This window comes from Sphingomonas sp. 66-10, from assembly GCF_001897045.1.
GTDB classification, from domain to species: domain Bacteria; phylum Pseudomonadota; class Alphaproteobacteria; order Sphingomonadales; family Sphingomonadaceae; genus Sphingomonas; species Sphingomonas lycopersici.
On the sequence record NZ_MKRR01000027.1, the window covers coordinates 4,960 to 17,966 of the forward strand.

Consider the following 13,007-nt stretch of genomic DNA (forward strand, 5'->3'; position numbering starts at 1 on the left):
GCCGCCGCGCGCGCGACCATCGGCTCCTCGGGCTCCAGCCCCGCCGCATTGAGCGCGCACAGCACCGACCAGGTGCCGTAGATGTAATTCACCCCCCAGCGGCCGAACCAGCTCCCGTCGGGCTCCTGTTCGCGGCGCAGATAATCGAGCGCGGCGGCCATCCGGGGACTGTCGCGTCCTTCGCCGAGCTGCGCGAGCATCGACACGCAGCGCGCCGAAACGTCGGCGGTCGGCGGATCGAGCAACGCGCCGTGATCGGCGAAGGGCAGGTTGTTGAGATAGTCGTAGCTGTTGTCAGCGTCGAACGCACCCCAGCCGCCGTTCTTCGATTGCAGCCCGACGGTCCATTCGACCCCGCGATCGATCGGCATGCGATCGGCGACCGCGGCGCGGTCCATCGCCATCACCACCACCGCGGTATCGTCGAGATCGGGGTAATGATCGTTGTTATACTGGAACGCCCAGCCGCCCGGCCGCACACCCGGGCGCTCCTCGGCCCAGTCGCCCTCGACATCGAGCACCTGGCGCGGCTTGAGCCAATCGAGCGCTGCTTCGGCGCGGGCCTGATTGACCTCGCCGCCCGCTTCCATCATCGCATGCGCGGCGAGCGCGGTATCCCACACCGGGGAGACGCAGGGCTGGCAATAAGCCTCCTCCTCGCCGATCACGAGGAGGTTCTCGACCGACTGGCGCGCGATCGCGCGCGTCGGATGATCCTCGGGATAGCCGAGCAGGTCGAACATCATCACGCTGTTCGCCATCGCCGGGTAGATCGCGCCGAGCCCGTCCTCGCCGTTGAGCCTTTCGACCACCCAATTTTCGCAGGTCTTGATCGCGCGTTCGCGCAGCTTCGTCGGCCACAGCCCGTCGACCGCCTTGAGCACGCGATCGAGCGCATTGAACCCCTTGGTCCACAGCCATTTGGGATCGGCGGCGCGCGTCTCGAGATGTGCGGCCTTGCCGGTGTACAATTCGTCGACCCGGATGTTCTTCGCATTTCGAGCGACCGGCCGACGCGCGGCGAGCACCAGCAGCGGCACCACCACGGTGCGCGCCCAATAGCTCATCTTGGAGAGATGGATCGGGAACCAGCGCGGCAGCAGGATGATCTCGGGCGGCATCGTCGGCACCGCCGACCACGGCCCGGCATCGAACAGCGCGAGCTGGATCCGGGTAAAGACATTGCTCGCCGCCGCGCCGCCCGCGGCAAGGATCGCGGCGCGCGCGCGGGCCATATGCGGCGCGTCCACGTCGTCGCCGATCATCTTGAGCGCATAATAAGCCTTCACGCTTGCGCTGAGATCGAAACCGCCGGCGTGGAACAGCCCCCAGCCGTGGTGCGTGGCAGACTGGATACGGCGCAGATAGCGCGCGATCTTCGCCTCCAGCACGGCATCGACCGGCTCGCCGAGATAGTGGCGCAGAAGGACATATTCGGCCGGGATCGTGCAATCGGCTTCGAGCTCGAACACCCAATGCCCGTCGGCGCGCTGCGCATCGGTGAGCGCGGCGGCGGCGCGGTTGACCGCGGCGTCGACGGCGGCAAGCGGGTGGTCGGCGGCTGGGGGAGCGAGCGTGGCCATGCCCGCCTGTTATCGTCGGTCGGTGGGTTAGGGAAGCGCTACGCATGCCACCGTCATGCCGGGCTGACCCGGCATTCAGAACCACAAAGGGTATCGGTCATTACTCTGGATACCGGATCAAGTCCGGCATGACGAAAAGTGAGGTGCTGGCCCTTGGCTATTTCGCCACCATCCAGATCGCCATCGCGACCATCATTACATTCTCGGTCAGCGACAGGAAGCCGAGCGGGACGTTGCTCGATCCGCCGACGCAGGCGCATTTGAGCTCGCGCCGGTCGATATAGACCGCCTTGAACACCGAAACCGCGCCGATGCTGCCGATGAACAAGGCGACCGGCACCGAGACCCACATCAGCACGTCCGCGGCCATCAGCACCCCGGCCAGCCCCTCGGCGAAGGGGTAGATCGTGGCATAGGGCACCCAGCGCTTCGCGAGCAGATCGTAGTTGAGGAACATCGACGAGAAGCGCTCGACATCCTGCAGCTTGAGCATCGCCAGCACACACATGCTGAACGCGATGAACCACTCGCCGGCGTGGATCGTCAGCGGCGTGCCGAAGGCGGCAAAGCTCGCCGCGAGCGCCATCAGCGCGGTCATCGCGAACACCGCGATCACCGGGCGGTAGCTCGTCTCGCCGGGAGCGGCGACATGCATCCCGAAATAGCGGCGCAGCGCGTCATAGCCGCCGATGCGCTCGCCCTCGACGAATATCTGCGGGGTCGTCTGCACCTGCTGCTGCGCCTTGAACGCATCGGTTTCGTCGCGGGTAGTCAGCCAGTGATCGTCGACCGTAAACCCCTTTCGACGCAGCAAATGGAGCGCCTTCAACCCATAGGGACAGGTGTGGCCGGGCATCACCATGCGATAGAGCTGGGCTGTGCGAGGAGAGGCGGTCGTCATGATTGGCACCGGCTTGTTATTGGTTGGTGCCGGCGCATATAGGGTCCGTACCATAGTACGGAGTCAAGCCTTGACCGCGATGACGATTGCAAAACTGGCCGAATCCGGCGGCGTCGGGGTGGAAACGATACGTTATTATCAGCGTCGCGGGTTGTTGCCCGAGCCCGAGCGCCCGCTTTCCGGGGTGCGACGCTACGGGAGCGACGACGTGCGCCGGCTGAGCTTCATCCGTGCCGCGCAGGCGGCAGGGTTCACGCTGGAGGAGATCGGCGAATTGCTCCGGCTCGACGCGGTCGACGATCGCCCGCGGGCGCGCGAACTGGCGCTGCGTCGCGTGGCGGAACTCGATCGGCGTATCGCGGAATTGCGTGGCGCGCGCGAAGCGCTGGTGCGGCTCGCGACCGAATGCGGCAGCGGTGAGGGCCGGGCCTGCCCGATCCTCACCGCGTTCGAGAGGGTGGAGGGATAGGGGCCCTCAATAACTCCGCGGCAGGCCGAGGACATGTTCGGCGAGGAACGACAGGATGAGGTTGGTCGAGATCGGCGCGACCTGATAGAGCCGCGTCTCCCTGAACTTGCGCTCGACGTCATATTCCTCGGCGAAACCGAACCCGCCGTGGGTCTGGATACAGACATTGCCCGCCTCGACCGAGGCATCGGCGGCGAGCATCTTCGCCATATTGGCCTCGGCGCCATTGGGCTTGCCCGCCTCGTAGAGCCGCGCCGCCTCATGCACCATCAGCTCGGCCGCGCGCATATTGGCGTAGGCGCGCGCGATCGGGAAGGAGATGCCCTGGTTCTTGCCGATCGCGCGGCCGAACACATGGCGTTCGCCGGCATAATCGACCGACTTTCTGGTGAACCATTTGGCATCGCCGACGCATTCCGCGGCGATCAGCACGCGTTCGGCGTTCATGCCCGAGAGGATGTAGCGAAAGCCCTTGCCCTCATCGCCGAGCAGATTGGCGGCGGGGATGCGCATATTGTCGAAGAAGATCTCGGTCGTCGCGTGGTTCATCATCGTGCGGATCGGGCGGATCGTCAGCGAGCCGTCGGCGAGCGCCTGTTTCATGTCGACGATGAAGGTCGAGAGGCCGTCGGTCTTCTTCGCCACCTGGTCGCGCGGGGTGGTGCGCGCGAGGAGCAGCAGCAGATCGGAATGTTCGGCGCGGCTCGTCCAGATCTTCTGCCCGTTGACGACATAATCGTCGCCGTCGCGCACCGCCGTGGTGCGCAGCGCGGTGGTGTCGGTGCCGCTCGTCGGCTCGGTCACCCCGAACGCCTGTAGCCGAAGCTCGCCGGTGGCGATCTTGGGGAGATAGGCGCGCTTCTGCGCCTCCGACCCGTGGCGCAGGATCGTTCCCATCGTATACATTTGCGCGTGGCACGCCCCGCCGTTGCAGCCTTCCGACTGGATCGTCTCCAAGATCGCCGCCGCGGCACTGAGCCCGAGCCCCGAGCCGCCATATTCCTCCGGGATCAGCACCGAGAGATACTCCGCGGCGGTCAGCGCCTGGACGAAGGCGGTGGGATATTCGCGCTTCTCGTCGAGCCTGCGCCAATAGTCGCCGGGGAATTCGGCGCATAATTTGCGTACGCCCTCGCGGATTTCGGGGAAATTCTCTTCGTCGAAGGGGCTGAGGATCATCGTCACCGTCCACATCAGGGCTCGCGCCGGGTGCCGCAGGCCTCCGGCACGCGCGCGAAAAGGGCAAGGCGCTTTATGCAACAGAGCGCAAAAATCGGAAACGCAGCGTCTCTTCGGGCCGGGCTGTGCCGGCGCGAATAATCATCTATCTTCCGTGCCATATTTGCGAGGGAAGGACGGGGTATGACGCAGCTTCTGGCCGCTTGGCAGCCGCGGATGTTGAGCGTGTTGAGGATCATGGCAGCGTTGCTGTTCATGGAACACGGGCTGATGAAGCTCTTCGCCTTCCCGCTCGCCCGGCCCGGCGTGCCGAGCCCGTTGCCGACGATCCTCGTCGTGGCGGCGGTGATCGAGGTGGTCGGCGGCGCGTTGCTCGCGCTTGGATTGTTCACCCGCATCGCGGCGTTCATCTGCTCGGGGCAGATGGCGGTGGCCTATTTCACCGCGCACATGCCCAACGGCTTCTGGCCAGGCGGCAACGGCGGCGATGCGGCCGTGCTGTTCTGCTTCATCTTCCTCTATCTGGTCTTCGCCGGGCCGGGCGTGTGGAGCGTCGACGCAGCGCGCGGGCGCGGCTGATAAGCGATGCTCGCGTCGCCGCGCGCCTGAACCGCCAGGAACAAGCCTGATCCGGTCGGGACGACGCGGCCATGCGTCACCTGTTTCATGTTCACACGGAGCATGAAATCGCCGAGCCGCTTTGCGGCGATCGCCTTGCGCGCGGAGCCGATCACCTTGTCGTAATCGCGCGCGAAATCCTGCGTCAGCGATTGGCGGATCGCTTCGACGACCTCGGGGGTCTTGAACAGGTCGATCAGCAGGTTGACCGCCTCTCGATCGGTCTCGGCGGCGATCCGCAGATCGTGGATCTCGACCTCTTCCGAATTGGCTTTATTGTCCGGCACCCCGGTCAGCCATACGCGGCCGCGCGTCTTCTCGATCACCCCGCTGCGCAATTTCGCCTCGACCGTGATCCCCACCGCCAGCCGGTTGTCGGTGGTGGCATAGATGGTGACATCGTCGAATTTGGCATCGACCGGGCCGGCGCGGGGGATCGTGATGCCGCGCGCGGCGAGCTTCTTCAGCGCGCGCGCCAGCACCGGCTCGAGCTGCGCATAATCCGCCACCACCGGGATCTGGAAGGTGAGGTGCGGCTGTTTTGATTGCCGCACCAGATTGGGTAGTGGGGTGGGGGTGGGGTCGGCCGGGCGGTCTCCGACGAAGGTCTGGGTCAGCGCCTTGGCGATCGCGGTCAGCCGCAATTCGCGCCCTACCACCCGATAGCCGGCATAGCCGATCTCGGTCGGGGTGATGCGCAGCCACACCGGCGGATTGTCTTCGTTGAGTTGGAGCACGGTGAAGCCCTCGCGCCACGCCGCCGCGGCCTGGCCGCGCGCATCGAGCGCGCGCAATTCCTTCGGCAGATCGCGCTCGAGCCCGGCGATCACCCCGGCAAGCTTTTGATCGGCCTTGTCGACGAAAGTGATGCGTTTGCCGAACAGCGTGACGCCCGGCGGTGTCGTCCAGTCGTATCGGATCGAAACCTTGGCGGTCGGCGTCCAATCGGGGTTTACCGACAGCCGGACATCGCCGTGAACCGACGCCGCGCCGGTCGCGGTTTCGCGGCGGATGATCCCGCCGACATCCTCCGCGCTGATCGTCGCGTTGACCGGCAGGTTGATCCGCAATGTCTCGCCGCTGCCGCTCAGCGTGATCGGCCCGCGGCGCACCGTCCCGACGATGCGGCAGGCGAGATCGGGGGTGACCTTGATCCGCTCGCCGAACACCTTGACGCGCTGTGCCGACACGCAGCGCGGCTCTTCCCGGTCGATCGACCACAAGGTCTGCGGCACCGCGCGATTGAGCGCGCGTTCGAGATCGGCGAGCTGGGCGGTGATCGGCACCACGACGGTGGAGGCGGTTTCCGGCAAATGCACGGGGATTTCGAGCCGCGGCGGCGGGGGGACCGCGGGCTTGCGGTGGCAGCCGGCCAATGTGGTCGCAGCGGCAAGCGCGAGCCACGTCGCAAGTGCCGGCGAGCGGCGTCGATCGGATGCGCGAGGCGTCGCCATGAACACCTTGCCTATCGCGGGCGGCGCCGTCCGTCGATAGCGATGAACGACAATGGCCCGGCCGATATCGCGGCCGGGCCGGATCACGTCACCAGTTCAGGCCGACGCGGGCATAGATGTAACGCCCGTTGAAACCGAACGGCGAGAAGTAGGGGAAGCCTACCACACCGGTCGAGTTGTTTGCCGCGATCGTGCGATCGGGGTAGACGTCGAACAGATTGCTTACGCCGATGCCGATCTGTGCGCCCTTAGGCGCCTGATAACGCAGTTCGAAATCGGTGATCGCGTGGCGGCCGGTGTTGATGTCCGCCGCCGGCGTCGTGCCGGGCTGGTTGACGTTGCCGTAATAGGTCACGCGGGCGAGCGCGCCGATCTTGTCGAGCGACCAGTCGACCGTGCCGGTCAGCTTTTCGCCGGGGGTGCCCTGTTCGATCGTCAGGATGCGGCTGCGCGCGAACAGCGCGGTCGGCGGGATCAGCGCGCCCGCCACACCGGTGATGTGGCGCTCGACCTTGATCTTGTTGACGTTGCCGGCGAGCGTGAAGTCGAACGTGCCCGCGGTCGCGGTGTTGAGCCGGTAATGCGCCACCGCATCGATGCCCTGCGTTGTGGAACGCAGGCCGTTGATGAAGAAGCGCGCCGCCGACACGCTATAGGGCGCGAGCAAATTGCCCACCGTCGTGCCGGGCGCCCCGGAGATATTCTCCGACAGGCCGAGCTGGTCGCGGATCTTGATGTAATAGCCGTCGACCGTCAGCTCGAACCCGCCCGCGCGGATTACCGTGCCGGCGGAGAAGTTGGTCGACTTCTCCGGCTCGAGCGGCAACCCGCCCAGCGCCCGCGCGACGGGATCGGTGGAAGGATAGGTGCCCGTCAGGATCGGCGTGCCGTTGACCACCACCGACGCGACCTGGGTGAAATATTGCTGCTGGAGCGCCGGCGCGCGGAAACCGGTGGAGACCGAACCGCGCAGCGCGAACCATGGGGTGAAATCGTAGCGCGCCGAAACCTTGCCGTTGGCGGTCGAGCCGAAGTCCGAATAATCCTCGATGCGGCCGGCGACGCCGATCAGGAAGGCATCGGTCACCTGCGCTTCCAAGTCGACATAGCCGCTGATGTTGCGGCGGCTGCGGTCGATCACGTTGCGCGGGGCGAAGCCGCCGAAGCCCTGTGCGCCCGGCGTGCCTGAGGGATTGTTGGGATCGAAATAATCATAGGACGCGCGCTCGCCCGCGCCGATCGAGAACCATTCGCGTCGCCCTTCGACGCCGAAGGCGAGGTTGAGCGACTGAAACACGTCGAACTTGCGCGACACATCGGCCCCGGCGACGAATTGCTGATAGGTCAGCCGCCCGTCGTAGAAATTACGCGGCGAGGCGGTGCCGTAGGAATAATTGGCCGAATTGAGCGTGCGGAAATCGATCTGGTTGCGGCCGTAGCTGACGTTGAGATCGATCTTCCACTCGCCCAGATCGCCGCGCAGCCCGAGCGCGCTGTTGATATCCTTCGACCGGGTATTGATCAGCGGCAGGAACCCGTTGGGATAGAGCGTGCCAACCCCGTTCGCCGCCGCGGTCGTGGCGAGCCGCGGGAAGGCGGCGCTGCTCGATTCACGATGCTGATAGCCGGCCCAGCCGTAGAGCTGCCACGTATCGGTCAGCGCCACCGCGGCATTGGCGAACACCGTATATTGCTCGACCTCGGGATCGCCGAACCGCCCGGTGACGCGCGTCGGGGTGACGCGCGGATCGTAATCGGCGCGGTTGGTCGGCTCGCGCTTCATATATTCGCCGGAAATGGTCAGGAACCCGTCCTCGCCGAGCTTCAGCCCCTGCCAGGCCGATGCGGTGACGGCATGTTCGCCGTTGACGCTGCGGCTGCCGCGCGCGGTGTCGATGTCGGTGTTGTAGAAACCGTAATTGACGCTGGCGCCGCCGCCGCTGCTCGCCTCGCGCAGCCGCAGATTGACCACGCCGGCGATTGCATCCGAGCCATATTGCGCCGATGCGCCGTCGCGCAGCACCTCGATCCGGTCGAGCGCGACGGTCGGGATCGTGTTGAGATCGACCGCCGCCGCGCCGCGGCCGACCGAGCCGTTGGTATTGAGCAACGCGGCGGTGTGGCCGCGCACGCCGTTGATCAGCACGAGCGTCTGGTCGGGCGAGAGCCCGCGCAGCGTGGCGGGGCGGATCGCGTCGGTGCCGTCGGTCGCCGAGGGGCGCGGGAAATCGATCGACGGCGCGACCGAGGCGAGCGCGGTGGCGAGTTCGGTCGTCCCCTGGCGCTGGAGGCTGTTGGCCGACAGCACGTCGACCGGCGCGGCGCTGTCGAGCCGGGTGCGTCCCACGGCGCGGGTGCCGGTGACGATGATGTCGTCCTGCGCGGGCGGCGGCGCGCTCTCCTGCGCCTGCGCCGTCTGCGCGGCGGAAAGCGCGATGAGCGATACGGTGACGAACCTCGCGATACGCTGACTGTGCATGAAGGAATCCCTTTTTCGGTTGTAATTTATCTGGCGCGGCCGGTTGCGGCGGCCCGAAGTCTATGTGGGGCTTCGAAAATCCAGATTAAGGGCCGGGGCCTTCCGCAGCGCAGCAAGAATTTCTTGCAGGCCGATAAGGCGACTTCGCGGCGCTCTTTCGATCAGTCTCACGGAATTTAGCGATTGGACAGCGCCTCGCCGCCGCGCAATCATCGCTTCGCCTACCCCCGACGAGCTGAAGCTTAGGAGAGAGCCATGGACGCCGAATCGAAATGTCCGGTTACCGGTGCGAAATTGGATGGCGCCGCCGTTCTGTTTGAAATGACCAACCGGCTGTGGTGGCCGAACCAACTCGATCTTTCGGTGCTGCATCAGAATCCGCCGGCGGGCGATCCGATGGGGGCTGATTTCGATTATGCCGCCGAATTCAAGACGCTCGATCTCGCCGCAGTGAAGCGGGACATCTTCGCGCTGATGACCGAATCGCAAGCGTGGTGGCCGGCCGATTACGGCCATTACGGGCCGCTGTTCATCCGCATGGCGTGGCACAGCGCGGGTACCTATCGCATCGGCGACGGGCGCGGCGGCGGCGGGCACGGCACGCAGCGCTTCGCCCCGCTCAACAGCTGGCCGGACAATGCCAATCTCGACAAGGCGCGGATGCTGCTGTGGCCGGTGAAGCAGAAATACGGCCGCAAGCTGTCGTGGGGCGATCTGATGATCCTCGCGGGCAATTGCGCGCTCGAATCGATGGGGTTCAAGACCGCCGGGTTTGGCGGCGGCCGCGTCGACATCTGGGAGCCGGAGAACGACGTCCATTGGGGCCCGGAGCGCGAATGGCTCGGCGACGAGCGCTACAGCGGTGACCGCGATCTCGCGCATCCGTTGGCCGCGGTGCAGATGGGACTGATCTACGTCAATCCCGAAGGGCCGAACGGCAACCCCGATCCGGTCGCCGCGGCGCGCGATATCCGTGAGACCTTCGCGCGGATGGCGATGGACGATGAGGAGACGGTGGCGCTGATCGCGGGCGGCCACACGTTCGGCAAGACCCACGGCGCGGCCGATCCCTCGCAATATGTCGGGCCCGAGCCTGAAGGCGCGGGGATCGAGCAACAGGGGCTGGGCTGGGCCAATAGCTATGGCACCGGCAATGCCGACGACACGATCACCAGCGGGCTGGAGGTGATCTGGACCGACGCGCCGACCACCTGGGACAATGGCTTCTTCAAGAGCCTGTTCGAGAACGAATGGGAGCTGACCAAGAGCCCGGCGGGCGCGCATCAATGGGTGGCGAAGGGCGTCGGCGAGATCGTTCCCGATGCGCATGATCCGTCGAAAAAGCATCGGCCGACGATGCTGACGACCGATCTCTCGCTGCGGTTCGACCCGGCCTATGAGAAAATCTCGCGGCGCTTCTACGAACACCCCGATGTCTTCGCCAAGGCATTCGCCGAGGCGTGGTACAAGCTGACTCACCGCGACATGGGGCCGCATGAGCTGCTGCTCGGCGCCGAGGTGCCGGCCGAGCCGCGGATTTGGCAGGATCCGGTCCCGGCGGTCGATCATCCGCTGATCGACGACGCCGACGCCGAGGCGCTCAAGGCGAAGGTCCTCGCTTCGGGGCTGTCGATCTCGCGGCTGGTCAAGACCGCCTGGGCCTCGGCCTCGACCTTCCGCGGGTCGGACAAGCGCGGCGGCGCGAATGGCGCGCGCATCCGGCTTGCGCCGCAGAAGGACTGGGCGGTCAATGAGCCGGCCGAGCTGGCCGATACCTTGGCCAAGCTCGAGGCGATCCAGCGCGACTTCAACGCGGGCGCGGGCGGCAAGAAGGTGTCGCTCGCCGATCTGATCGTGCTCGGCGGCAATGCCGCGGTCGAGGCGGCGGCGAAGAAGGGCGGGCATGACGTGAAACTGCCGTTCGCGCCCGGGCGTACCGACGCCAGCCCCGAACAGACCGATGCGCATTCCTTCGGGCCGCTCGAGCCGCGGACCGACGGTTTCCGCAATTATGCCGGCGAGCGCAGTTCACGGTCGCCCGAGGAATTGCTGATCGATCGCGCCAATCTGCTGACGCTGTCGGCGCCGGAGATGACCGCGTTGATCGGGGGGCTGCGTGTGCTGGGGGCCAATTTCGGCGGCTCCGAGCTGGGCGTGTTCACCGATCGACCCGAGACGCTGAGCAACGACTTCTTTCGCAACCTGCTCGAAACCAGCACGAGCATGAAATGGCAGGCGGGCGAGGGCGGCACCTTCACCGCGCACGATCGCCAGACCGGCGCGCAGAAATATGTCGCGACGCGGGTCGATCTGATCTTCGGATCGAACTCGCAGCTTCGCGCGCTGGCGGAGGTTTATGCGACCGACGATGCGGAGGGTGCGTTCGTCGATGCCTTTGCCAAGGTGTGGACCAAGGTGATGAACCTCGACCGGTTCGATCTGCGGTAACAACCCGTGTCCCCGCCTCCGCGGGGACACATCCTTGCTGTCGGTGTGCAGATGAGCGCGGCGCTTGCCGACCCGGCCCGCGCGCCCTATTTCCAGCCTATGGCCAGCGTCATATCCGAAATCGCGCTCACTCCCTCCGCCGCGGCGCGTGTCGCGGCGATCGCGGGGAAGCAGGGCAAGCCCGCGATCCTGCGGCTCTCGGTCGAGGGTGGGGGCTGTTCGGGCTTCCAATATCGCTTCGGCCTCGCCGATGCGGTCGAGCCCGGCGACATCACGGTCGAGACCGACGGGGTGACGCTGGCGGTCGACGACATCAGCATCGATCTCGTGCGCGGCGCGTCGGTCGATTATGTCGAATCGCTCGGCGGCGCGGCATTCAAGGTGGACAATCCCAATGCCGCGTCGGGCTGCGGCTGCGGCACCAGTTTCTCGGTCTGATCGCCGCGTGAAGATCGTCAGCTATAATGTGAACGGGATCAAGGCGCGCCTGCCGCGCCTGCTCGAATATCTCACCGAGCAGCAACCCGATATCGTTTGCCTTCAGGAGCTCAAATCGAGCGACGAGACCTTCCCCGAGGCCGATATCCGCGCCGCCGGCTATGGCGCGGTGTGGCACGGGCAGAAGGGGTTCAACGGCGTTGCCGTCCTCGCGCGCGGCGCGGATCCGGTCGAGCGCCAACGCGGGCTCGACGGCGAGGTCGAGGACGATCACAGTCGCTATCTCGAATGCGATGTCGACGGATTGGTGGTCGCCTCGATCTACCTCCCCAACGGCAATCCGCAGCCGGGGCCGAAATTCGATTACAAGCTGCGCTGGATGGAACGGCTCGCGCAGCGCGCTCGCGCGCTGCTGGCGGCGGAAGTGCCCGCAGTGCTCGCCGGCGATTATAACGTCATCCCCAACGATGACGACGTCTATTCAGTGCAGGCGATGGCCGATGACGCGCTGATGCAGCCGGGCAGCCGCGCGGCGTATCGCGCGCTGGTGGCACAGGGCTGGACCGACGCGCTGCGCACCCGCCACCCGCAGGGCCGGGTGTGGACCTTCTGGGACTATCAGGCCGGCGCGTGGCAGCGCGACGCCGGGTTCCGCATCGATCACCTGCTGCTCAGCCCGGCGGTTGCCGACCGGCTGGTCGAGGCGGGGGTCGATCGCGACTATCGCGGCCGCGAAAAGGCCAGCGACCACGCGCCGACCTGGGCGCAGATTCGGTAATCCACTTCCTGGTGTCCCCAGCGAAGGCGGGAGCCCAGTCTGGGTCCCCGCCTTGGGTTCCCATCAAAGTAATACTTTGATGGGGCCCTTCGCGGGGACACAGAGAAGCTTCCCAGCACCAAAATGTAGTCGCCCTCCGCGCGGCGCGATGGAGGAGTGGCGCGGCGAATGGCGAAATCCGCCGCAAACTCGCATCCTTCGCCAACAAGTAGCGAAAACAGAACGTTTTCGAAACTAAGATTTATTATAAATCAAAGACTTAACTGTTTGGCACGACTAATGCACTTCGATGATCGCAGCAGAACGATGCTGCCGGATTTTTCGGAGGAAGATGTCATGAAAGCCCAGTTTCTGATCGCCGCCACCGCCGCCGCCATCATTGCAGTCCCGGCTGCGGCGCGCACCGTCGCGCCTGCCCCGATCGCGCCGGCGCCCGTTTCGACCGCGACGCCGTCGCCGAACCAGCGGGTGTGCCTCGTCGACGAAATCACCGGTTCGCGCGTGCCGGTGCGGATGTGCCACACCCGCGCCGAATGGGCCAAATTGGGTATCGATCCGTTCGCCAAGTGAGAAGGCGGGCGGGGCGACCCGCGGCTTCTTTCCCTCGGCCGCGGGTCGCATCCCGTTTTTACAGGGTCTTGGCGTAAACCTGATAGACCT

11 protein-coding genes are annotated in these 13,007 nt (G+C 65.9%); 6 read left to right on the forward strand and 5 right to left on the reverse strand.

The window, feature by feature from the left end:
• Together shc and BGN95_RS03295 are read right to left on the reverse strand one after the other, a co-directional pair.
• The coding region (gene shc / locus BGN95_RS03290; protein WP_286771617.1) for a squalene--hopene cyclase at positions 1–1,583 on the reverse strand (1,583 nt) is incomplete at its 3' end.
• Positions 1,584–1,740: 157 nt separating this feature from the next.
• A complete protein-coding gene (locus BGN95_RS03295) occupies positions 1,741–2,484 on the reverse strand; it encodes a glutaredoxin family protein (protein ID WP_286771604.1) in 744 nt (247 codons plus the stop codon).
• Positions 2,485–2,563: 79 nt separating this feature from the next.
• Here BGN95_RS03295 and BGN95_RS03300 point away from each other — a divergent pair, with 79 nt between their 5' ends.
• The gene (locus BGN95_RS03300) at positions 2,564–2,953 is read left to right on the forward strand and encodes a MerR family transcriptional regulator (RefSeq protein ID WP_179513698.1); all 390 of its coding nucleotides are present in this window, start codon (positions 2,564–2,566) and stop codon (positions 2,951–2,953) included.
• A gap of 6 nt (positions 2,954–2,959) precedes the next feature.
• On the opposite strand, the gene BGN95_RS03305 is transcribed toward BGN95_RS03300, so the two are convergent.
• The gene (locus tag BGN95_RS03305; RefSeq protein ID WP_286771605.1) at positions 2,960–4,132 is read right to left on the reverse strand and encodes an acyl-CoA dehydrogenase family protein; all 1,173 of its coding nucleotides are present in this window, start codon (positions 4,130–4,132) and stop codon (positions 2,960–2,962) included.
• A 183-nt stretch (positions 4,133–4,315) separates the two neighbouring features.
• On the opposite strand from BGN95_RS03305, the gene BGN95_RS03310 reads away from it, so the two are divergent.
• Positions 4,316–4,711 carry a DoxX family protein gene (locus BGN95_RS03310; RefSeq protein WP_286771606.1) on the forward strand — a complete coding sequence of 132 codons (396 nt, stop codon included), beginning with the start codon at positions 4,316–4,318 and terminating at the stop codon, positions 4,709–4,711.
• Here the strand turns inward: BGN95_RS03310 and BGN95_RS03315 are convergent.
• Complete coding sequence (locus BGN95_RS03315) at positions 4,651–6,204, reverse strand: DUF4403 family protein (protein WP_286771607.1); 1,554 nt, start codon at positions 6,202–6,204, stop codon at positions 4,651–4,653. The two genes, BGN95_RS03310 and BGN95_RS03315, sit on opposite strands and share 61 nt — an antisense overlap.
• Before the next feature lie 88 nt (positions 6,205–6,292).
• Complete coding sequence (locus BGN95_RS03320) at positions 6,293–8,683, reverse strand: TonB-dependent receptor plug domain-containing protein (RefSeq protein WP_286771608.1); 2,391 nt, start codon at positions 8,681–8,683, stop codon at positions 6,293–6,295.
• 255 nt (positions 8,684–8,938) lie between these two features.
• Here BGN95_RS03320 and katG point away from each other — a divergent pair, with 255 nt between their 5' ends.
• The 4 genes from katG (at position 8,939) to BGN95_RS03340 (ending at position 12,917) form a co-directional block, all read left to right on the forward strand.
• Complete coding sequence (gene katG / locus BGN95_RS03325) at positions 8,939–11,131, forward strand: catalase/peroxidase HPI (protein ID WP_179512194.1); 2,193 nt, start codon at positions 8,939–8,941, stop codon at positions 11,129–11,131.
• 111 nt (positions 11,132–11,242) lie between these two features.
• Positions 11,243–11,569, forward strand: a complete 327-nt coding sequence (gene erpA, locus BGN95_RS03330) for an iron-sulfur cluster insertion protein ErpA (RefSeq protein WP_179513697.1) — start codon at positions 11,243–11,245, stop codon at positions 11,567–11,569.
• 7 nt (positions 11,570–11,576) lie between these two features.
• A complete protein-coding gene (gene xth, locus BGN95_RS03335; protein ID WP_179512193.1) occupies positions 11,577–12,347 on the forward strand; it encodes an exodeoxyribonuclease III in 771 nt (256 codons plus the stop codon).
• Positions 12,348–12,515: 168 nt separating this feature from the next.
• A complete protein-coding gene (locus BGN95_RS03340) occupies positions 12,516–12,917 on the forward strand; it encodes a hypothetical protein (protein ID WP_286771609.1) in 402 nt (133 codons plus the stop codon).
• The last annotated feature ends 90 nt before the right edge of the window (positions 12,918–13,007 follow it).